Genomic DNA, 20092 nt, shown 5'->3' on the forward strand with positions numbered 1-20092 from the left:
ACTCGCCTCCCTCAGTCAAAGGTGGCCCGGGTGAGGTCGGTGGGGTGGTCGGCGGGGTTGGAGAGGTTCAGGCCGTTGCCGGAGAAGGCGCAGCCGTTGAAGTAGAGGATCTTGGCTCCGGGTACCCGGAGCAGCTCCACGGCGGTGCCGTTGTTCCGGAAGGTGTTGCCCTCCAGCATATTGCCGTTGACGTAGTCCCCCACGCTGTCAAAGCGGAAGCCCACGCCGTTGTCCTCAAACCAGCACCCGGTGGGGTCGGCCCAGTCGTCTCCGCCCACCAGCAGGCCGGTGTCCCAGCCGGTGAAGAGGCAGTCCTGCACCCGGCCGTCGGCCTCCACGGTGAGGCCGGTGCCCGAGCCGCTGCCCCGGAAGTCGATGTTCTGAATGAAGCACTGGGGGCCCCGGTCCACGTCCACCGTCACCGGGCCCAGAAAGGCGGTGCGCATCTTTTTGTCATCCTCGGCGCCGTACAGGTTGATGGGCCGCCCGGTGATGATAAGGCCCCCCTCGTAGTGGACGGGAGGCAGGTTGAGCCGCACCACCGTGGGCAGGGGGACCTCCGCCTGGATCTGATCTACCAGGGCCTGGAGATCCTCAATGGTGTCCATGTCGTACTCCTCCGGGGTGTAGTCCACTACATCCACCGGCTCGATCACCATCTTGTGCCGCAGAAGGATGGTGTCCCCGTTTTTCATGCGGATGTCCCACCGAACCTCTGCCTCCCCCCGGCTCTGACCGTCAAAATAGAGCGGCGAGAGGGCCATCCCCTCGGCGGCGGGATCGCCCTGATAGGTGGGCTGCTGCCAGGTGATGGGGGAGGGGTTGTCCTGGGGCTGGACCACCTGGACCTGGATAGTCTCGACCTGCTGGCGGAAGACCTGCCCGGCGTCGGCGCCGGTGTCCACATGGGTCACAAAGAGCTTGGCGGCCCGGTCATAATCCCAGTCTTCGATGGTCTGCACGGTGTATTCCGGCTCCGGGGCGCTGTCGTTACGGAAGGTGGCCGCTAAATGGTAATCGTTGCCGTTCAGACGGTAGGTCAGCTCCCCCCAGGCGTCGTATGTGTCGGGGGTAACGGCGTCATAGAGCAAACAGACCGCCGCAGCCAAGGTGGCCAGCGCCAGCAGAAAAAGGACCCGCCTCAGTGGCCGGAGCCACCGGCGGACCGGTGCCTTCGCCTCCCGCCGGGGGCGGAGAGCTTCCATGCAGTAGGGACAGAAGGAGGCCTCGCTGGGGAGGGTGGCGCCGCAGACAGGGCAGGGCCTGGTCCCGCCGGTCATGTCACAGGACCTCCATCAGCCGCAGCACATTGCGGTAGCGGTGCTGGGGGTTGACGTGGGTACACCGGTCCACAATACGGCCCATTTTGCCCCCCGCCAGCTTCTTGGAGGGATGCTCTCCGGTGAGCATCACGTTGATGAGCACCCCCAGGGAGTAGATGTCGGTGCGGATGTCCGACTGGGACAGACCGTACTGCTCCGGGGCGGCAAAGCCGGTGGTGCCCAGAATCTGGGTGTCATTGTCATGCTCCGGCTTATGTAAACGGGCGGCGTCGAAGTCGATGAGCACCGCCTCATCGCCCCGGAGGATGATGTTTTCCGGCTTCACATCCCGGTGGACGGCGCCGATGGAGTGGAGGACCCACAGGGCCTTGCACACCTGCCGGACGATCTTTCGGGTCTCCTCCGGTGAAAAGAGGGCCTCCTGCAGCAGGAAGCCCATGGTGTCGCCCTCCACAAATTCCTCCAGCGTCAGGACCTTGCTTCCCTCTACAGCCACCTCGTACACGGTGGGCAGGTTGGGGCAGGTGTAGTCCAGCAGCTTTCGGTAGACTTCCGGATTGCCGGTGAAACGGCGCAGGATCAGACGCCTGCCGGTGGCGTTGTGCCGGATGAGCTGTACGCTGCCCCGGGGGCTTTCCTTTAAGATCTGGACCAGCTCATACTCTTCCTGAAGCGCATTTGACAGCCAGGTATAAATAGAAATCACCCCTGAAAAACCTTGTACACTATGCAGTGGGCATATTGTATCCAGGTACAAATTGTTGTAAATTTAGTATAAACGATTTCCATTTGAAAGTAAAGGGAGTGATAGGATTGGAAAATAAGACCACGGGCGATCTGAGCCATGATCTGATGAGCGAGGCCAACATTGACTCTTATCTCCACGACAATCAGCCGTTCTTTGCCAACCAGAGCGTTGCGGAGCTGCTGGCGGAGCTGTATGAAAAGAAGAGCTTTTCCAAGGCGGCCCTGGCCCGGAGGGCGGGGATGAGCGAGGTCTATCTCCACCAGGTATTTGCCGGCCGGCGCAATCCCTCCCGGGACCGGCTGCTCTGCCTGTGCGTGGGCCTGGAGACCACCCTGGAGGAGGCCCAGCGGCTGCTTAAGCAGGCCGGCTACGCCCCCCTCTATCCCCGGCTGAAGCGGGATGCCATCATCAGTTTCGGCATCGTACATCACATGGAGTTGGGAGAGATCAACGACAAGCTGTTTGCCGAAAATGAAAAGACCCTGTATTGATGCGGTCCACCAAATGAGAGGAGCAAAGCACATGAGATTCATTGGAAAAAAGATCTGCGCCGGGGCGCTGGCCCTGGCGCTGTCTGTGTCCCTGCTGCCCGGGGCGGCCCTGGCGGCGGAGAGCCTGGATAACTTTCAGAAGGTCAATACTTACACCGCCGGGACCTTTACCGATGTGGCCGCCGACAGCTGGTATGCTGGCAGCGTAAAGGACGCCTACGAGCTGGACCTGGTGAAGGGGAGCAGCGCCACCACCTTCTCTCCTACTCAGAACATCACCATCGGCTCCGCCCTGGCGCTGGCCTGCCGCCTGCACAGCATCTACCACACCGGCAAGGCCGACTTCCAGCAGGGGGAGCCCTGGTACCAGGTGTATGTGGACTACGCCATCTCAAACGATATCATCGCCAGTGACGAGTTTACCGATTATAACGCCACCGCCACCCGCCGCCAGTTCGCCGGCATCCTGGCTAAGTCTCTGCCCTCTGACGCGCTGAAGGTCATCAACCAGATTGAGCCGGGGGACATCCCCGATGTGGATATTGGCTCCTCCTACGGGGCGCTTATCTATTTCCTGTACGGGGCGGGCATCCTCACCGGCAGCGACAAGTACGGCACCTTCCAGCCGGAGACGCCCATTGACCGGGCATCGGTAGCCACCATCGTTTCCCGTATGGCTCTGCCTGGCCAGCGCAAGCAGCTGACCCTGGAGGAGAAGGAGCCGGAGCCCACCCCCGGCACCCCGACGCTCACCCCCGGACAGCTGAGCAGCCTGAAGAATGACATCGACAAAGCCGGTGAGGCCATTGCCGGCGGACAGAGATCGGCCAAGATCGTGGAGGACTCTTCCATGCCCAATCTGGTAGGTCCCACATCTACCCTTTTAATCATGACCAATGGTGTGACGGCTGTGGGGTTTTTGGATCTGGCCCGGGATGTGCTGAAGAATGTGGATGCCATTCCCATCTCCTATGACGGATACACCAGCCTTCAGGAGCTGATCAAAGTGACCCGGGATGACCTGTGGAATGAGTGCAGCGGGCACCAGAACAAGATCAACAAATATACCTGGAGTCTCTATTTTGATCAGGGCTGCGCGTCCATGGACAAAGCTGAGAGGCGGATCGCCGCCATACAGGAGATTGTTGCCACTCTGGGATGACAAGCCCGCAAGTCAATGACAAGGAGGAACTGAGATGAAACGCAAACTGCTGAGCCTGCTGATGGCCCTTGCCCTTATGGTGGGCCTGATGCCGGCGGCCCTGGCGGCAGACAACATGGACCACTTCAAAAAGGTCAATGACTATCCCGCCGGGAAATTTACCGACGTGGCTACTTCCAGCTGGTACGCCGAGAGCGTGCAGAAGGCCTACGAGCTGGACCTGGTGAAGGGAAGCAGCGGCAACACCTTCTCTCCCACCCAAAACCTGACCATCAGCTCCACCCTGGCTCTGGCCTGCCGCCTGCACAGCATCTACCACACCGGCAAGGCCGGCTTCCAGCAGGGGGAACCCTGGTACCAGGTATATGTGGACTACGCCGTTGAGAACGGCATCATCACCGCCGGCCAGTTCACCGACTACAACGCCAACGCCACCCGCCGCCAGTTTGCCGGCATCCTGGTGAAGGCCCTGCCCGCCGAGGAACTGGAGGCCATCAACACCATCGAGAACGGGGACATCCCCGACCTGGCCGCCGGGTCCGCCAACTATGAGGATATCTACACCCTTTACCGGGCGGGCATCCTCACCGGCAGCGACAAGTACGGCACCTTCCTGCCCGAGACGCCCATCGACCGGGCATCGGTAGCCACCATCATCTCCCGCATGGCTCTGCCCGGCCAGCGCCGCCAGGTGACCCTGGAGGAGAAGCCGGTAACCGTTACCGCCATCACCCTGGATAAGGCCACCCTGGCCATTCAGCAGGGCGAGAGCGGCAAGCTCACCGCCTCCGTCACCCCTGCCAACTCCACTGAGGCTCTGACCTGGACCAGCTCCAACAAGAATGTGGCCACCGTGGCCGCCGACGGTACCGTCACCGCCGTGGCCCCCGGCACCGCCGTCATCACCGCCGCCGCCTCCAGCGGCGTCAAGGCCACCTGCACCGTCACCGTGTCCAAGCGGGCCCTGTCCACCCAGCCCCTCTATGAGGACTCCAATGTCAGCATCAAGTTCTCCAAGGTTCAGAAGAGCAGATATGACGCCGGCGAGGCCGAGCTCTATCTGAATGTGACCAACAAGACGGGGAGCACCATCACCGTCCAGGCCGACGCGGTGAGCCTCAACGGCTACACCTTCAACGACCTGGTCATGAGCGACGACGTGTCCGCCAACTCCACCGGCACCGTCACGGTCACCATTAACAACTACGACTCCTCCCTGGTGAACCTGAACAGCGTCCAGACCGTGGGCGGACAGTTCCGGGTGATCCTGGGCGGCGTGGGCAGCGGCTCCAAGACCACCTATGCCCGCTTTGACGCCACCAACCTGTACACCGGCAAGACCGACGACACCATCCCTGCCGTCAGCGGCAAGGAGAAGCTGTACAGCGACGAAAATGTGGAATTCTACTACGGCAAGACCCAGAAATACCCCTACTCTGACGACGGCAGCGAGATCGAGGTCTACCTGCTGGTCCGCAACAAGAGCGACATCACCGTGCTGATCCAGAACGACACCGTGGTCATCGACGGCAGAAGCTACAACCGCACCACCATGTCCGACCCCGTCCTGGCCCACTCCACCGGCTACGTCAAGGTGTCGGTGAGAGAGTACAGCGGTCCCACCCCCTCCACCGTCACCACCGTGGGAGGCGACTTCCGCATCATTGACGACCTGGGCGACCGGGGCAGCTACACCATCACCCTGGGCGGCGGCGCCAGCGGCGGCTGGGACAATGGCGGCAGCGACTGGGACGACGGTGACGAGGACGATCAGCAGTCCTCCTCCGGGGGCAGCAGCTCCGGCGGCAATACCGGCGACATGGATCTGGACGCCACCTACAGCAAGTATCCCAATGTGCCCGATTTCGGCGCCATGTTTGGCGTGCCCACCATGCAGGAGGACCCCGACGGGGATACCACCATGTATGTGTATAACCTGAGCAACATCCCCGGCGGGTCCGGCAACCGGAACAGCGTCATGGATCTGTATATCACCATGCTGGAGGGCCATGGCTTCCGCTTCTCCAACAGCCAGGGCGGCATCAGCTACGGCTACACCTACGACGTATACAACCTGGGCAGCTTTCCCAACATTCAGACCATGGTATCCGTGGGCTATATCTACAGCGGCAGCACCCCCGTGGCCGTGGCCATCCGGGTCGTGCCCATGAACTGACTGTGCTTTATCCGAACATTCCACCACAAAAGGCCCCGGCGGCAGACCAGAACGGTCTGCCGCCGGGGCCTTTTATGTGAGGAGAAGTTGGGATCAGATGGTGGCGCCGTAGTCCACCACCAGGGTCTCGCCGTTGATGGCCTTGGACTCGTCGCTGGCGAAGAAGAGGATGGCGTTGGCCTGATCCTCGGGCTGGGTGCGGGGCAGGGAGCCGTCAAAGTGCTTGCCGCACAGGTGACAGAAGTCGTTGTCGAAGGTGGCCAGATTGGCGGGATCAAAGATGTCGGTCTGGGTGGGGCCGGGGCAGACGGCGTTGACCCGGATGCCCTTGCCGGCGAACTGGATGGCCACATTCTTGGTCATGCCAATGACCGCCATCTTGGCGGCGGTGTAGGACACACCGGCGTTGGAGCGGGTGGCGCCGATGGAGGAGATGTTGACAATGGAGCCGGAGCCGGCGGGGGCCATGTACCGCAGGGCCTCCCGCATCATGTAGTACACCGAGGTCTGATCCACGGCGATGACCTTGTTCCACAGCTCCTCGTCGCAGTTGGTGATGGACATATTCTTGTCGTCGATACCGGCGTTGTTCACCAGGATATCCACCCGGCCGAAGGTCTCCACGCAGGTGTCCACCAGCCGGCGGCAGTCGGCGGCTACGCTGACATCGGTGGATACCGAGATGGCCTTCACTCCCAGAGCGGCGGCGTACTCCTCCACCTCCTTCAGCTTGTCCAGCCGGCGGGCGGCCAGCACCAGGTTGGCCCCCTCACGGGCAAAGAGGGCCGCGGTGGCCTTGCCGATGCCGGCGTTGGCGCCGGTGATGATAGCGACTTTTCCTTCCAGACGTTTCATGTGGTTGTTCATCCTTTCTATGTTGTGGGCGGCCCTGCCGCCGTTAATCAGAACAGACCTGAGTCATATAAAATAGGTATAGAAAAAGTCCCCTCTGTTCCGCTGTGATACCCTTAGTATAGCGGAACAGAGGGGACTTTCAAAATGCCCCTTGCGGCGCAGCATTATGCTTTTGAAGTTATACCTACGGCGGCCATCCGCACCTTCTCCTGCACCAGCCAGTCGGTGGCAAACTGGATGAAGGCGTTGGCTGCGTCGGTGAGGGGATAACCCTTGTGGTAGGACACCCCCAGGCTGGCGGGAGGGACCCCCTCCTCCAGGGGAATGACCAGAATAGGGCTGTCGGGGAAGAGGGCCCGCAGCCGCAGCATCTGGGATACCGGCATCACGGCCACCCCGGCCTTTTGTTCCAGCAGACGGTAGACCAGGCTGGTGCTCTCCACCTCGTAGGCCAGGGTGGGCTCAAAACCCCGGGCCCGGCAGATGGAGCGGAGGGTTTTGGCGTCCAGCCGGGAGGCGTCGCAGATCAGAGGCTGACAGGCCAGCGCCTTTAGCTCCACCACGGTTTCCTTTGCCAGGGGGTGGTCCCGGTGGACAAACAGGCCGTAGTCCATCTCCCCCAGCAGGCGGAAGGTGAGCAGATTGTGGTTGAGGGGGTAGGGGGTGACCGCCAGGGTGAGGGTGCGCTCCACCAGCTGCTGGGCCAGCCGGGAGGCGTCCCCCTGGTACTGGCGGATGCCGATCTCCGGGTGGGCCCGGGAGAAGGGCTGGAGGATGTCGGGGAGAAAGCCGTCGATGGAGCAGCCCAGAGAGAGGATATTCTGGTTGTTTTCATATAACCGCTGTACCGTCTGGATGCAGGCGTTCAGCTCCCCGAAGGCGTTCTCCACCCCGGAGAGAAAGATCCGGCCATATTCGTTGAGCACCACCTTGCCCTTCCGGTGCTCAAAGAGGGGGACCCCCAGCTCCCCCTCCAGCCGGGCAATGGAGCGGCTCAGGTTGGGCTGGGTGACAAACAGCTCCCGGGCCGCCTGGGAGATATTTCCCGTGCGGGCCACGGTGCGGAAGTAGTTGAGTTGGGAAAACTCCATTGACTCACGCCCTTTCCCCCGTATTATACCGGATTCCGGCAAAAAAGGAAAGAAATCATCCCGGGCCGACCCGGTCACTCCACTATTTACACCGGCGGGTTTTGGGAGTACAATAACCTTGTAGAAAATGCACAAGGAGGTGCCCCATGAAACTGACCTTTTTCGGCGCAGCCCGTGCCGTGACCGGCAGCTGCCACTGTGTGGAGTGCGGCGGGAAGAAGATTCTGGTGGACTGCGGCCTGCAGCAGGGCAGGGACGAGCGGGACAACCAGGAGCTGGACTTCAATGCCGGGTACATCGATGCGGTGGTGGTCACCCACGCCCACATCGACCACTCCGGCCGCATCCCCCTGCTGGTGAAGCAGGGCTTTGAAGGCAACATCTACTGCACCCGTCTCACGGGGCAGCTGCTGAGCATTATGCTGCGGGACTCGGCCCACATCCAGGAGAGCGACGCCCAGTGGCAGAACCAGAAGGGCAAGCGCGCCGGCGCCGAGCCGGTGGAGCCCCTGTACACCGTGGCCGATGCCGAGGCCGCCATCAAGCACATCGTCACCTGTGAGTACGGCACCCGCCTCCAGATCGAGGACGGGGTGAAGGTGCGCTTTGTGGACGCGGGCCACCTGTTGGGCTCGGCCAGCGTGGAGATGTGGCTCACCGAAGGGGAGGAGACCCGGAAGGTGGTATTCTCCGGCGATATCGGCAACCGGGACCAGCCCATTATCAGGGACCCGGAGTACATCAGGGAGGCCGACTACGTCCTCACCGAGTCCACCTACGGCGACCGGCTCCACGACATGGACAAGAACCCGGATTACACCGGCGACCTGGCCGCCATCATTGACGAGACCCTGGGCAAGGGAGGCAACGTGATTATCCCATCCTTCGCCGTGGGCCGCACCCAGGAGCTGCTCTATTTCATGCGGGAGATGAAGGAGCAGGGGCTGGTGAAGAGCGTGCCCAACTTCCAGGTGGTGGTGGACTCCCCCCTGGCGGGCGAGGCCACCCGCATCTTCTCCGGCGACCTCCACGGCTATCTGGACGAAGAGGCCATCGCCGCCCTGAAGGGGGGCGCCTTGTTCCAGTTCCCCGGCCTCACCATCACCGAATCCAGCGAGGAGTCCCGGGCCCTTAATCAGGACAAGACCCCCCGGGTCATCATCTCCGCTTCCGGTATGTGCGACGCGGGCCGCATCCGGCACCATCTGAAACATAACCTGTGGCGGCCCGAGTGTACCGTTGTCTTTGTGGGCTTCCAGGCCGAGGGCAGCCTGGGCCGCCGGCTCATCAACGGGGTCACGTCGGTAAAGCTCTTCGGCGAGGAGATCGCCGTCCGGGCCAAAATCGTCAACTTCCACGGCCTCAGCTCCCACGCCGACAAGGACGGCCTGCTGCGGTGGATCGAAAGCTTCAACCCCAAGCCCCGGCAGGTCTTTGTGGTCCACGGCGACGCGGAGGTTACTGAGATTTACGCCAACACCCTGCGCCAGATGGGGCTGGCCGCCCACGCCCCCAACTATGAGGAGGTCTACGACCTGCTGTCCAACAAGATGCTGGCTCCTGGCCTGCCGCCGGAGCAGAAGCCCGCAGCCACCCCCGGTGCCTCTCCCGCCTACCAGCGGCTGGAGGAAGTGGGCCGCAAGCTGATGGAGGTCATCTCCCACAACAAGGGGGGCACCAACAAGGATCTGGGCAAGTTTGCCGACCAGCTGCGTGCCCTCATCGAGAAGTGGGACCGCTGAACCCCATAACAAAGGGCCTGTTGCAAAATAGCTGTTTTGCACAAACCTGTCATTGCGAGCCAGTGCGCACACTGGCGTGGCAATCCGTTTCCCCGGCAAAAGGGGCGGATTCCCACGAAAAACGGCCGCCCGGTGGGCGGCCGTTTTTCTCGGAATGACGGGTCTTTGTACGAGCTGCACATTTTGCAACAGACCCTTTTTGTTATGCGGGAATGGCCCCGTAGCCGAATTTGGTCCGGTGGTGCCACAGAAAACCGATGGACAGCAGGCAGGAGACAGCCTCTGCCACCGGCACCGCGATCCATACGCCGGTGACCCCGATGATCCGGGGCAGCAGGAGCAGCCCGGCCATCAGGAAGCCGAAGGTGCGGGCGAAGGAGATGAGGGCGGAGGTCCGCCCGTCGGACAGGGCGGTGAAGAGGGCGGAGGCGAAAATATTGATCCCCGCAAAGAGAAAGGTGGGTGCAAAGAGGTGGAAGCCCTCCAGGGCCAGGGCGTTGACCTGGGTACCGGCGGGGGAGAACACCCCAACGATGACCGGGGCCAGCACGAGAGCGGCGGTCAGAATACCCACGGCGGCGCACAGGATGAACCGGGCGCAGTGGCGGAAGGTGGCCCGCAGCCGGTCATACCGCTCCGCCCCCTGGTTGAAGCTGAACACCGGGGCCACGCCCATGGAGAAGCCCAGGAACAGGGCCACCAGCAGGAACTGGGCGTAGAGCACGATGGTGATGGCGGACACCCCCGGCTCCCCCAGCAGCTCCATCATAATGGCGTTGAAGAAAAAGGTGGTGACGGCGGTGGACAGGTTGGTCACCATCTCAGAGGAGCCGTTGAAGCAGGCCTTGCCCAGCAGCCGCCAGTTGGGCTGGGGCCGGGAGAAGCGCAGCCCCTCCTTTCGGGTGAGGAAAAAGAGCACGCCGCACACCGCCGGGATACAGTAACCGGTGACGGTGGCTACGGCAGCTCCGGCGATGCCCATTTGCAGCGGCCCCATGTACAGCCAATCCAGTACGCCGTTGGTGACCCCTGCGGCGATGGTGAGCCCCAGCCCCAGGCCGGGCTTGCCCGCCGCCACAAAGAAGCTCTCAAAGAGCAGCTGGAGCATGGCCATGGGGGCGAACATCAGCAGAATCCGCAGGTAGCAGGCGGCGTCATCCAACAGCAGGTCGCTGGCCCCCAGCAGGCGGGCCAGCGGCTCCGCTCCAAAGACGGCCAGCAGGGCAAAGAACACCCCGGCGCACACCGCCGTCACGGCCAGAAAGCCGAAGGTGTGACGGGCCCCCTCCAGGTCCCCCGTGCCCATCCGGTGGGACACCACGGCGCTGCCGCCGGTGCCCAGCATGATACCCACCGCCAGCACGATGCTGACAGCGGGGTAGGCGATGTTGATGGCGGCCAGGGCATTCTCTCCCACCAGCTGGGAGGTGAGCACCCCGTCCACAATGGTGTACAGGGAGGTCACCAGCATCATGATGGTGGTGGGCAGGGCAAAGCGGAGCAGTCCGCCCAGGGTAAAGTCCTGATCCAACCGGTTTTTCATGGCGTGTTCCCTCCATTTCCAGTAAGCGTTTACAAGCAGTACAAATCATGATAAGCTATCGGGTAACCCGATAGTCAAGAGGGAGGTTTGCGCCATGGATCAAACAGAGATGCGCTTTACCACCGGGGAGTTTGCGGCCTTGTGCGGCGTCACCAAGCACACCCTGTTTCACTACGATGAAACCGGCATCTTCTCTCCCGCCATCCGGGGGGAGAACGGCTACCGCTACTACGCCCCGGCGCAGATCGAGGTATTTCAGGTCATTTCCGTCCTCAAGGAGCTGGGAATGCCCCTGTCCGACATCAAGGCCTACCTGGACCGGCGCAGCCCGGAGGCCCTGCTGGAGCTGCTGGAGGAGGAAGAGGAAGCCCTGACCGAGAAGCTGTCCCGGCTGCGGCGGCTGCGGTCCCTGATCCGCCGGAAAGCGGAGCTGACCCGGCAGGCCCTGGCCGTCCCGCCCGGCCAGGTCGTGGTGGAGGAATGGCCCCAGCGGTGGTATGTGGCCACCGCCGCCCCCGGCATCACCGATGCGGGCAAGTACGCCCATATCCTGGCCCGCCACCTGGAATACTGCGAGGCCCATCAGGTGGCCAGCCCCTACGCCCTGGGGGCTATCCTGCCGGTGGAGGCCGCCCGGCGGAAGGACTGGGAGGGCTATACCTACTGCTACACCCAGGTAGACAAGCCCATCCGGGGGGTGCGGCTGCTCACCGCCCCGGCGGGGCGCTATCTGACCTACTTCCATGCCGGCAGCTTTGACACCGTGCGGGAGGGCTACCAGCGGCTGCTGGAGTGGGCCGATGTCCACGGCCTGACTTTGGGGGAGCTGTTCTGGGAGGACGTGCTGCTGGACGAGTTGGCGGGCAAGGGCTACGACCAGTACCTGCTTCGGCTGTCGGTGTACCTTGACGGGCAGAATTTTGAGCAAATTTAGAACAAATGTTTGCAATATTGAGGGGATTATGGTATACTGAGGTCGGATAAAACTGACCAAAGGAGGGTCTGCCATGAAAACGCTCTCGCCCAAGCAGCAGCAGATTTACGATTATATTATTTCCTTTTCGGCGGAGCACGGCTATCCCCCCTCCGTCCGGGAGATCGGGGCCTATGTGGGGCTGAAATCCCCCTCCACCGTCCACTTCCACCTGAAGGGGCTGGAGGCGGCGGGCCTCATCACCAAGGCGGAGGGTAAGACCCGCTCCATCACCGTGGCCCAGCCGGAGACTCCGGCAGTCCCGGAGGACAAGGTGCCGGTGGTGGGCAGCGTGGCCGCCGGGTCCCCCATTCTGGCCCAGGAGTGCATCGAGGACTATCTGACTTTTGACACCGGCGGGCGGCCCGGGGAGTATTTTGCCCTGAAGGTGCGGGGGGAGTCCATGAAGTATGCCGGTATCCTGCCCGGGGACCTGGTGATTGTCCACCAGCAGGCCGATGCCCACAGCGGGGAGATCGTGGTGGCCCTCTTTGAGGACGAGGCTACGGTGAAGACCCTCCGCCGGAAGGACGGCCATGTGTGGCTCATGCCCGAGAACCCGGACTACGAGCCCATCGACGGCGAAGGATGCGCCATCCTGGGCAAGGTTACCGCCGTGGTGCGGCGGTACTGAGATGAACCGCGTGGTCTTTGATACCCCCGTGGGACCTATGGCGCTGGAGGAGGAGGGGGGCGGGCTTACCGCCCTGTATTTGCCCAATTCCCCCATGTCTCCGGTGGGGGAGGAGACGCCCCTGCTCGCCCGAGGCAAGGAGGAGCTGCTGGCCTATCTGGCGGGGGAACGGCGGGACTTTGACCTGCCCCTTGCCCCACAGGGTACCCCTTTTCAGCGCAAGGTGTGGTCCGCCCTGGCGGACATCCCCTACGGGCAGACCATTACTTACGGAGAACTGGCCCGCCGGGTGGGCTGCCCCAAGGGCAGCCGGGCGGTAGGCCAGGCCAACCACCGCAATCCCCTGCCCATCTTTTTACCCTGCCACCGGGTGGTGGGGGCTAATGGAACCCTCACTGGCTACGGGGGCGGACTGGAATTGAAGGAATGGCTGCTGCGACTGGAGGGAATACTATGAAAAAACTGTTTTCTGCCGCCGATGCCTATATTGCCAAAATGAACTGGAAGGACCTGGCCCTGGTGAAGCTGTGCCTGTGCGCCGCCGGGGTCATGCTGGGCCTGGCTGCCCCCAAAAAGCTGCGGAAATGGGCGGCTCTTGGGGCGGTGGTGGTCTTTGTGGCCACCTATCTGCCCATTATGCTGAAATTCCTCCCCCATCTGGAGGGTGAGATGCGAAAGGAATAAAGGAGCGTGTCTATGGGAAAGGATAAGCGCTTTCAGGTGATCTACACCCAGGGTGTGGCCGATGCCACCCGGGTTCTGCTGGATACCAAGACCGGTATGCTCTACCTGGAGATGCACGACGGATATGCCGGCGGTATCACCCCGCTGCTGGACAGCGACGGAAAACCCATGAAATGGAAGGCGGAGGACTGGGAATGAAGCTGATCACCTGGAACGTCAACGGCCTGCGGGCCTGCCTGGGCAAGGGCTTTCTGGACTTTTTCAAGGAGATGGACGCCGACGCCTTCTGTCTCCAGGAGACCAAGCTCCAGCCCCACCAGATCGAGCTGGACTTGCCGGGCTACCACATCTACTGGAACAGCGCCGAGAAGAAGGGCTACTCCGGTACCGCCCTCATCACCAAAACCGAGCCTCTGGCCGTGACCTACGGCCTGGGTATCCCGGAGCACGACACCGAGGGCCGGGTGATCACGGCGGAGTATGAGGACTTCTATCTGGTGTGCTGTTACACCCCCAACGCCAAGGAGGGGCTGGCCCGCATCGACTACCGGATGCAGTGGGAGGACGATTTCCGGGCCTACCTGATGACCCTGGACCAGAAGAAGCCGGTGGTGCTGTGCGGCGACCTCAACGTGGCCCATGAGGAGATTGACCTGAAAAACCCCAAGACCAACCGGGGCAACGCAGGCTTCTCCGACCAGGAGCGGGGCAAGATGACTACCCTGCTGCAGAGCGGTTTTGCCGACAGCTTCCGTGCCCTCTACCCAGACAAGACCGGGGCCTATACCTGGTGGAGCTACCGCTTCAACGCCCGGAAGAACAACGCCGGGTGGCGCATCGACTACTTCATCGTGTCGGAGCGTCTGCTGCCCCGGGTGAAGGACCAGATCATCCATGCCGACGTCACCGGCAGTGACCACTGCCCGGTGGAGCTGGATCTGGAATAAGACAAAAAACAGGACTGCCGCACAGTTTGCGGCAGTCCTGTTTATTTATTTCCCTTCCCGGGTCAGCAGGCTCTGCTTCAGATCCCACAGCTTCTGGGACAGGTCCACATAGTAGTTGTGGGGATTCTCAAACCGCTTTACCTCGTCCCACAGCAGGTCGATCTGCCCGGCGCACCAAGCCCGCATCTCGGCGATGGGCGGGGAGTCGTACACCCGCTTGCCGCCCTGGAACACCGGCACCAGCAGCTCCCTGGCGGTAAAGTTGGTGAACACGCTGCGCTTCCAGGTGGCGTCCGGGTCGAAGAGCTCCAGAGGCTTGCTCTCGTCCACCGTCTCGTCCCACAGAGTGATGAGATCGGCAAAGGCCTTCCCCGTCTCGTTGTCGAAGAGGCGGTACACCTTCTTGAAGCCGGGGTTGGTGATCTTGTCCGGGTTGGCGCTGATCTTGATCTTGGGGATAATATTCCCCTCTTTGTCCTCGATGGCGGCCAGCTTGTACACGCCGCCGAACACCGGCTCGCTCTTGGAGGTGATGAGCCGCTCGCCCACGCCGAAGGAGTCGATCTGGGCCCCCTGGAGCAGCAGGTCCCGGATGATATACTCGTCCAGGGAGTTGGAGGCCACGATCTTGCACTCGGTGAGCCCCGCCGCGTCCAGCATCCGCCGGGCCTTCCGGGACAGGTAGGTCAGATCGCCCGAGTCCAGCCGGATGGCGCAGTTGGTGATGCCCTGGGGGAGGAGCACCTCCTTGAAGGCGCGGATGGCGTTGGGCACGCCGGACTTCAGCACGTTGTAGGTGTCCACCAGCAGGGTGGCGGAGTGGGGATAGAGCTGGCAGTAGGTTTTAAAGGCGGTATACTCGTCGGGGAACATCTGGACCCAGGAGTGGGCCATGGTGCCGCCGGCGGGGGAGCCGTACACCTCGTCGGCCAGGGTGCAGGCGGTGCCTGCGCAGCCGGCGATATAGGAGGCACGGGCGCCCAGAATGGCGGCGTCGGGACCCTGGGCCCGGCGGGAGCCGAACTCGCTCACCGGCCGCCCGTCCGCCGCCCGCACAATGCGGTTGGTCTTGGTGGCGATGAGGGACTGGTGGTTCAGAGTCAGCAGCAGGAAGGTCTCGATAAACTGAGCCTCAATGGCGGGGGCCCGGACGGTGAGGAAGGGCTCCCGGGGGAAGATGGGGGTGCCCTCGGGCACCGCCCAGATGTCGCCGGTGAACTTGAAGTTCTTCAGATACTCCAAAAAGCCCTCGCAGAAGCAGCCCTTGCCCCGCAGGTAGGCGATGTCCTCCTCATCGAAGTGGAGCCGCTCCACATAGTCGATGACCTGCTCCAGCCCGGCGGCAATGGCGAAGCCGCCCCCGTCGGGCACGTTGCGGAAAAAGACGTCGAAATAACAGATCTGCTCAGTGTAGCCCGGCGTCTGGAAGTAGCCGTTGCCCATGGTGAGCTCGTAAAAGTCACAGAGCAGGGTGTAATTCATGTGTTGCTTCATGGCGTTCAAACCTCCCGGTTTATGGCTCACCATGGGGCCCCGCAAGGCGGGGCGCCGCGGTAAGCGGCGCAGGGCGGCGGAATTCAGTTTCGCCGCCCGCATATTAAATGGGATTGGGACCCCAGGTGAATGGGACATTCACCTGGGAGAGAGCTCGTAGAAATCACAGAGCAGGGTGTAGTTCATATGTTCCTTCATGGTGTTGTAACCTCCCGGTTGATGACCGTGATCTGCAGGGCCTCCATCAGGTCCAGCACGTTGTGGTGGAGGACGGGGTCGGGACCGGCGGTGCAGGCGGCATCCACCACCAGCTCCGCCTCAGGCAGGGCGGCCTTGGCCATGATGGCGTTGGACAGCACGCACAGGTAGGACACCAGGCCCACAATCTCGATGCGGTCATAGCCCCGGTCCTTGAGCCAGCCCCCCAGCCACAGGGAGGGGAAGGCGGGCTTGCACACCACCATGTCCCGGCTCCTGTCTATGGCCTGTCCGGTTTTGCCGTAGAGCTGCCAGCCCTCCGAATTCATCAGACAGTGGGGCACCGGCAGCTTCCGCCCCTCCTGGGTGTCCAGGTAGTTTTCCTGGTGAGTATCCAGGGTAAAGGCCACGTCGTCACCGGCGGCGTGATAGGCGGCGATTTTCCCGGCAATGGGGCCGTCCAGCCGTTCCGCCCCGGCAAAGCCCAGGGCGCCGTCCACAAAGTCCTTCTGGTAGTCCACCACCAGCAGCAGTTTTTTCATGGCTGTTCCTCCTGATGCAGATCCTTCTCAAAGCAGGGGTAGGTGAGGGGGCGGCCGTGAAGGTGGATCTCCCCCACCTTGGAAAAGCCCATCTTGCGGATCAGAGCCTGCATCCGGTCATTGAGGGAATAGGTGTCGATACGCATGGCGGCAATGCCCCGGCGGCGGGCTTCCTCCTCGGCAAAGGCGAAGAGGGCGGAGCCCACCCCATGACGCTGGAAGGTAGGATCAATGGCCATGCGGTGGATCACCATGGCGGGGCGGCTGGTGGTCCAGGGAAGGGGATCGTACTCAGGAGATTCGCTGGTGTTGATGCAGGCCACACCGGCCAGCTTGCCGTCGATGACAGCGGCGTATAGCTCGCCCCGGTCGATGTCCCCGGCGTAGAAGTCCCGGGTGGGGTAGTCCTCCCCCCACTGGGGGTTGCCCAGCTGGTTCATATGGACCACTGCCCGGCCCACCATGGCCCAGATCTCCTTCAGTTCCTCCCGGCGGGCGGGACGGATGGTCATCTCCCCGGTCATTCGGCGACGGGGGTGGGGCCCATGGCCTCGTGGAGGGTGTTGGTTACCGCGCCCCGGAAGAGGCAGACGGCGAAGCGGTGCATTTTCTCCAGCTTCTCAGGCACGGCGTCGGCATTGATCTGACCGGCGGCGGAGAAGTCCCCGTCCAGAATGAACCGGGTCTCCTTGGGCTGGTTGGCGTTCTGGGGATTGTTGGCCCCCACCAGGCCGGGACCGGCATGGAGCTTCATGCGGTAGCCGCCCACCAGGGGGGTCTCCACATCCAGGGCGCACTTGACGATCTCGCTCTCCTCCACGTCGGGCTCGCCCAGAATGCCCAGATACTGGCTCTGGATCAGATCGTCCCACAGCTGGTCCTCCAGGCCCAGGGCCTTCCGGGACACGGCGTTGACGTACCGCAGGCCGATGCGCTCAAAGTAGGCGGGCTGATAGATCTGGATGAACTGGGCCAGAGCCTGGTCCAGCCGGATGGCAAAGTCCTCCCACCGCTGATAGGTCAGGGTGGACAGGGCGATAAAGTTCTGGGTCAGGTTGATCTTCCAACGGCCGTCCTCCGAAATGAAGTGGTAGTTGGTGATGGGCTTCTGGGGCTCCAGGGCGGTGGCGTTACCCTTCTTTACCACCTTGGGGGGCAGCTGCTCCTGCCGGGTCATATACTTGGGGAAGTCTTTCCGGATGGCCTCCTGGAAGGCGGCGGGCTCATTGGCGCCGATGGACAGAATGGTGGGGAAGCGAAGCTGACAGATGACCTCCACCAGGGGGGAACGGACATAATGGAACCGCTCATATGGGGCAAACAGCATAGTGGCTGCTCCTTCCTATTATAAAGTCTCTCCTATTTTATCCCCGAACCGGCCATATGTCAAACATCGCGGCCTTGCATTGGAGGAAAAGGGCCGGTATAATGCAGGTAGCAACACAAGGAGGCGTATGTGATGGAACTGGAACTGAAACGGGGCGGGCGGACCGCAAGGGTGGCCACCCACGGCGGCGAGCTGGTGTCCTATCGGGACGAAAACGGCCTGGAATATATCTGGACGGGAGATCCGGCCTACTGGCCGGGGCGCAATCCCCTGCTGTTCCCCATTGTGGGCGGCCTGAAGGACGGCAAGGTCCGCATTGAGGGGAAAGAGGTCTCCATGAACCGCCACGGCTTTGCCCGCACCAGCGAGTTTGCGGTGGCCGGGCAGGGGGAGGACTGGGCGGAGCTGGAGCTGCGGGAGAGCGGCGACACTCTGGCGGTCTATCCCTATCCCTTCCGGCTGGTGGTGCGCCAGCAGCTCACCGACACCGGCTTTACCACCTCTGTGACGGTGACCAACACCGGGGACAAGCCCATGCCCTTTTGCCTGGGGGCCCACACCGGCTTCCGCTGCCCCCTGGAGGAGGGGGAGGCCTTTACCGACTACGAGGTGCGCTTTGAGCAGAAAGAGACCTGTCCCACCCTGGTACCCGACGCTAACGGGGTGGATCTCAACCGCACCCGGCCCTGTCTGGAGGACACCGACGTGCTGCCTCTGGACTACAAATACTTTGACGAGATGGATACCCTGATCTTCCGGGGCCTCAAGTCCCGGCAGGTGGAGCTGCACAGCAAAAAGTCCGGCAAGGGCGTGCGGGTGCGCTTCCACGACTTCCCGCTGCTGGCTCTGTGGTCCATGCCGGGCAAGGCGGCGCCCTATGTGTGCATCGAGCCCTGGCACGGAATGTCCGCCGAGGCGGGAGAGGGTCTGGAGCTGGCCGACAAGGCCTACTGCATCACCCTGGCCCCTGGCGAGAGCCGCACGCTGGGCTATCAAGTGGACACCCTGTAAGCCTGCTTGACGGAAAGGAGTTTCTGCACCATGTTTTGTAAATACTGCGGGGCGGAGCTGGCGGATACCGCCGCCTTCTGCAACAAATGCGGCAAGCCCACCACCAAGCCCGAGAACCGCCCGCCCCAGCCTGCGCAGCCCACCCCACAGGCTCCCGTGGAGCCTCCCAGGTACGAGCCGCCCTACGAGCAACCCAGGTACGAGCAGCCCAAGGAGCCGCCCCGGCGGGCCCCTGTAGAGCCGTCCGAGCCGGAGCAGGAGCCGCCCCGCCGGAAGGGGGGCTACATTGCCCTGGCGGTGATTCTGTGTGTGCTGGTGATCGGCGCGATTGTGGTCCTGGTGATGGCTATGGGCATTCTGAAGCCCACTTCTTCCGATGCTGAGGTCAGCCCCAGCCCCTCCGACGTCATGGAGACGCAGCCCATTGAGAGTGAGCCGCCGGAGGAGGACGACAAGCCCACCCAGACCCCCGATCAGGAGCAGAGCAGCTATCCCATTCAGCTGGATATGGACCAACTGCTCACTAGCCGGATCAATGGAACCACCTTCCGGGAGGCCTGGGAGCAGGGCTGGCTGGATGAGTGGATGAACCTCTATGTCAACGGCAGCTCCGACGGATCTTCCCCCTATGAGGCCTACTGGTACGACGACGGCCTGCGGGAGTGGACCTACTACGGCATCACCTACAGCCAGGCCGCATCGGCGGGCTGGGGCGACATCTGGCTGGAGCTGCTGGGCAGCCGGGACGACGACGATCCAGACACCATGGATGGCGACTATCTGCTGCCCACCGACAGCCAGTACATCGATAAGAGCGATCTGGCCCCCTTCACCAAGGAGGAGGTAAGCCTGATCCGCAACGAGATCTATGCCCGGTATGGCTATCAGTTCTCCAGCCAGGAGATCCAGGACTATTTTGACCGCCAGAACTGGTACACCCCGGTGGAGGGGCTCAACGCCTCCACCTTTGACACCAGCGTGTTCAATGCCTACGAGCAGGCCAACCTGGAGACCATCCTGGCCTACGAGCGGGAGATGGGGTGGCGGCAGTGAGACGGCTGTGCTGCCTGGCGCTGATGGCGGCGCTGCTGTGTACCGGCTGTGCCGGACAGGGCGGGGGACAGGCTGTCTCCACGCCTACCCCGGTGGTGACGCCCTCCGCCGAGCCCATCCCTACCCCCACCCCTGAGC

At 62.6% G+C, this 20092-nt stretch carries 21 protein-coding genes; 12 read left to right on the forward strand and 9 right to left on the reverse strand.

Going from position 1 to position 20092, the window contains the following annotated elements:
* Positions 1-11: 11 nt before the first annotated feature.
* Positions 12-1280, reverse strand: coding sequence for a hypothetical protein (locus B5G06_RS11060; protein ID WP_087189123.1), 1269 nt, complete (start codon positions 1278-1280; stop codon positions 12-14).
* Position 1281: 1 nt separating this feature from the next.
* Positions 1282-1989: a serine/threonine protein kinase gene (locus B5G06_RS11065; protein ID WP_087189124.1), complete on the reverse strand. Its 708-nt coding sequence runs from the start codon at positions 1987-1989 to the stop codon at positions 1282-1284.
* 98 nt (positions 1990-2087) lie between these two features.
* On the opposite strand from B5G06_RS11065, the gene B5G06_RS11070 reads away from it, so the two are divergent.
* Genes B5G06_RS11070 through B5G06_RS11080 form a run of 3 tightly spaced genes read left to right on the forward strand, consistent with a single transcriptional unit; the run spans position 2088 to position 5860 of the window.
* Positions 2088-2522 carry a helix-turn-helix domain-containing protein gene (locus tag B5G06_RS11070; RefSeq protein WP_087189125.1) on the forward strand — a complete coding sequence of 145 codons (435 nt, stop codon included), beginning with the start codon at positions 2088-2090 and terminating at the stop codon, positions 2520-2522.
* Between the two features lie 31 nt (positions 2523-2553).
* Positions 2554-3684, forward strand: a complete 1131-nt coding sequence (locus B5G06_RS11075) for an S-layer homology domain-containing protein (protein WP_158094704.1) — start codon at positions 2554-2556, stop codon at positions 3682-3684.
* A 34-nt stretch (positions 3685-3718) separates the two neighbouring features.
* A complete protein-coding gene (locus B5G06_RS11080) occupies positions 3719-5860 on the forward strand; it encodes an S-layer homology domain-containing protein (RefSeq protein WP_087189127.1) in 2142 nt (713 codons plus the stop codon).
* Between the two features lie 93 nt (positions 5861-5953).
* On the opposite strand, the gene B5G06_RS11085 is transcribed toward B5G06_RS11080, so the two are convergent.
* Together B5G06_RS11085 and B5G06_RS11090 are read right to left on the reverse strand one after the other, a co-directional pair.
* The gene (locus B5G06_RS11085; protein WP_087189128.1) at positions 5954-6715 is read right to left on the reverse strand and encodes an SDR family NAD(P)-dependent oxidoreductase; all 762 of its coding nucleotides are present in this window, start codon (positions 6713-6715) and stop codon (positions 5954-5956) included.
* 164 nt (positions 6716-6879) lie between these two features.
* Positions 6880-7806, reverse strand: a complete 927-nt coding sequence (locus B5G06_RS11090; RefSeq protein ID WP_087189129.1) for a LysR family transcriptional regulator — start codon at positions 7804-7806, stop codon at positions 6880-6882.
* Positions 7807-7952: 146 nt separating this feature from the next.
* Between B5G06_RS11090 and B5G06_RS11095 the strand changes: the two genes are divergently transcribed.
* Complete coding sequence (locus tag B5G06_RS11095) at positions 7953-9548, forward strand: MBL fold metallo-hydrolase RNA specificity domain-containing protein (protein ID WP_087189130.1); 1596 nt, start codon at positions 7953-7955, stop codon at positions 9546-9548.
* 202 nt (positions 9549-9750) lie between these two features.
* On the opposite strand, the gene B5G06_RS11100 is transcribed toward B5G06_RS11095, so the two are convergent.
* The gene (locus B5G06_RS11100; protein ID WP_087189131.1) at positions 9751-11091 is read right to left on the reverse strand and encodes an MATE family efflux transporter; all 1341 of its coding nucleotides are present in this window, start codon (positions 11089-11091) and stop codon (positions 9751-9753) included.
* Positions 11092-11185: 94 nt separating this feature from the next.
* Between B5G06_RS11100 and B5G06_RS11105 the strand changes: the two genes are divergently transcribed.
* The 6 genes from B5G06_RS11105 to B5G06_RS11130 all read left to right on the forward strand — a co-directional run bounded on the left by B5G06_RS11105 (position 11186) and on the right by B5G06_RS11130 (position 14329).
* Entirely contained in the window at positions 11186-12025 is an 840-nt protein-coding gene (locus B5G06_RS11105; protein WP_087189132.1) for a MerR family transcriptional regulator, read from the forward strand.
* Between the two features lie 73 nt (positions 12026-12098).
* The gene (gene lexA / locus B5G06_RS11110) at positions 12099-12698 is read left to right on the forward strand and encodes a transcriptional repressor LexA (RefSeq protein ID WP_087189133.1); all 600 of its coding nucleotides are present in this window, start codon (positions 12099-12101) and stop codon (positions 12696-12698) included.
* Position 12699: 1 nt separating this feature from the next.
* Positions 12700-13155 (forward strand): methylated-DNA--[protein]-cysteine S-methyltransferase, encoded by a 456-nt coding sequence (locus B5G06_RS11115; protein WP_087189134.1) that lies wholly within the window; start codon positions 12700-12702, stop codon positions 13153-13155.
* Entirely contained in the window at positions 13152-13382 is a 231-nt protein-coding gene (locus B5G06_RS11120) for a permease of phosphate ABC transporter (protein ID WP_204220819.1), read from the forward strand. The genes B5G06_RS11115 and B5G06_RS11120 overlap by 4 nt, the downstream gene beginning before the upstream one ends.
* Before the next feature lie 12 nt (positions 13383-13394).
* On the forward strand, positions 13395-13580 hold the full coding sequence (locus tag B5G06_RS11125; protein ID WP_087189135.1) for a DUF6440 family protein: 186 nt from the start codon (positions 13395-13397) through the stop codon (positions 13578-13580).
* On the forward strand, positions 13577-14329 hold the full coding sequence (locus B5G06_RS11130; RefSeq protein WP_087189136.1) for an exodeoxyribonuclease III: 753 nt from the start codon (positions 13577-13579) through the stop codon (positions 14327-14329). The genes B5G06_RS11125 and B5G06_RS11130 overlap by 4 nt, the downstream gene beginning before the upstream one ends.
* A gap of 45 nt (positions 14330-14374) precedes the next feature.
* Here B5G06_RS11130 and B5G06_RS11135 read toward each other — a convergent pair whose 3' ends face one another.
* The 4 genes from B5G06_RS11135 to B5G06_RS11150 all read right to left on the reverse strand — a co-directional run bounded on the left by B5G06_RS11135 (position 14375) and on the right by B5G06_RS11150 (position 17890).
* Positions 14375-15823, reverse strand: coding sequence for a nicotinate phosphoribosyltransferase (locus tag B5G06_RS11135; RefSeq protein ID WP_204220822.1), 1449 nt, complete (start codon positions 15821-15823; stop codon positions 14375-14377).
* Between the two features lie 194 nt (positions 15824-16017).
* Positions 16018-16563, reverse strand: a complete 546-nt coding sequence (locus B5G06_RS11140) for a cysteine hydrolase family protein (protein ID WP_087189137.1) — start codon at positions 16561-16563, stop codon at positions 16018-16020.
* Positions 16560-17075, reverse strand: coding sequence for a GNAT family N-acetyltransferase (locus B5G06_RS11145; RefSeq protein ID WP_158094705.1), 516 nt, complete (start codon positions 17073-17075; stop codon positions 16560-16562). Before B5G06_RS11145 ends, B5G06_RS11140 begins: the two co-directional genes overlap by 4 nt.
* Positions 17076-17083: 8 nt before the next feature.
* Positions 17084-17890 (reverse strand): TIGR04255 family protein, encoded by an 807-nt coding sequence (locus B5G06_RS11150; protein WP_087189139.1) that lies wholly within the window; start codon positions 17888-17890, stop codon positions 17084-17086.
* A 132-nt stretch (positions 17891-18022) separates the two neighbouring features.
* Between B5G06_RS11150 and B5G06_RS11155 the strand changes: the two genes are divergently transcribed.
* Both B5G06_RS11155 and B5G06_RS11160 read left to right on the forward strand, forming a co-directional pair.
* Entirely contained in the window at positions 18023-18901 is an 879-nt protein-coding gene (locus B5G06_RS11155) for an aldose 1-epimerase family protein (RefSeq protein WP_087189140.1), read from the forward strand.
* 30 nt (positions 18902-18931) lie between these two features.
* Complete coding sequence (locus tag B5G06_RS11160) at positions 18932-19954, forward strand: YARHG domain-containing protein (protein ID WP_087189141.1); 1023 nt, start codon at positions 18932-18934, stop codon at positions 19952-19954.
* Positions 19955-20092 lie beyond the last annotated feature (138 nt).

The organism is Flavonifractor sp. An52 (assembly GCF_002159385.1).
Lineage (GTDB): Bacteria > Bacillota > Clostridia > Oscillospirales > Oscillospiraceae > Flavonifractor > Flavonifractor avicola.

Excerpts from the sequence above, each read along its gene's own strand:
- B5G06_RS11060 (WP_087189123.1), bottom strand. The coding sequence starts at position 1,280 with ATGACCGGCGGGACCAGGCCCTGCCCTGTCTGCGGCGCCACCCTCCCC.
- B5G06_RS11075 (WP_158094704.1), top strand. The coding sequence starts at position 2,554 with ATGAGATTCATTGGAAAAAAGATCTGCGCCGGGGCGCTGGCCCTGGCG.
- B5G06_RS11080 (WP_087189127.1), top strand. The coding sequence starts at position 3,719 with ATGAAACGCAAACTGCTGAGCCTGCTGATGGCCCTTGCCCTTATGGTG.
- B5G06_RS11085 (WP_087189128.1), bottom strand. The coding sequence starts at position 6,715 with ATGAAACGTCTGGAAGGAAAAGTCGCTATCATCACCGGCGCCAACGCC.
- B5G06_RS11090 (WP_087189129.1), bottom strand. The coding sequence starts at position 7,806 with ATGGAGTTTTCCCAACTCAACTACTTCCGCACCGTGGCCCGCACGGGA.
- B5G06_RS11095 (WP_087189130.1), top strand. The coding sequence starts at position 7,953 with ATGAAACTGACCTTTTTCGGCGCAGCCCGTGCCGTGACCGGCAGCTGC.
- B5G06_RS11100 (WP_087189131.1), bottom strand. The coding sequence starts at position 11,091 with ATGAAAAACCGGTTGGATCAGGACTTTACCCTGGGCGGACTGCTCCGC.
- B5G06_RS11105 (WP_087189132.1), top strand. The coding sequence starts at position 11,186 with ATGGATCAAACAGAGATGCGCTTTACCACCGGGGAGTTTGCGGCCTTG.
- lexA (WP_087189133.1), top strand. The coding sequence starts at position 12,099 with ATGAAAACGCTCTCGCCCAAGCAGCAGCAGATTTACGATTATATTATT.
- B5G06_RS11115 (WP_087189134.1), top strand. The coding sequence starts at position 12,700 with ATGAACCGCGTGGTCTTTGATACCCCCGTGGGACCTATGGCGCTGGAG.
- B5G06_RS11120 (WP_204220819.1), top strand. The coding sequence starts at position 13,152 with ATGAAAAAACTGTTTTCTGCCGCCGATGCCTATATTGCCAAAATGAAC.
- B5G06_RS11125 (WP_087189135.1), top strand. The coding sequence starts at position 13,395 with ATGGGAAAGGATAAGCGCTTTCAGGTGATCTACACCCAGGGTGTGGCC.
- B5G06_RS11130 (WP_087189136.1), top strand. The coding sequence starts at position 13,577 with ATGAAGCTGATCACCTGGAACGTCAACGGCCTGCGGGCCTGCCTGGGC.
- B5G06_RS11135 (WP_204220822.1), bottom strand. The coding sequence starts at position 15,823 with ATGAAGCAACACATGAATTACACCCTGCTCTGTGACTTTTACGAGCTC.
- B5G06_RS11140 (WP_087189137.1), bottom strand. The coding sequence starts at position 16,563 with ATGAAAAAACTGCTGCTGGTGGTGGACTACCAGAAGGACTTTGTGGAC.
- B5G06_RS11145 (WP_158094705.1), bottom strand. The coding sequence starts at position 17,075 with ATGACCATCCGTCCCGCCCGCCGGGAGGAACTGAAGGAGATCTGGGCC.
- B5G06_RS11150 (WP_087189139.1), bottom strand. The coding sequence starts at position 17,890 with ATGCTGTTTGCCCCATATGAGCGGTTCCATTATGTCCGTTCCCCCCTG.
- B5G06_RS11155 (WP_087189140.1), top strand. The coding sequence starts at position 18,023 with ATGGAACTGGAACTGAAACGGGGCGGGCGGACCGCAAGGGTGGCCACC.
- B5G06_RS11160 (WP_087189141.1), top strand. The coding sequence starts at position 18,932 with ATGTTTTGTAAATACTGCGGGGCGGAGCTGGCGGATACCGCCGCCTTC.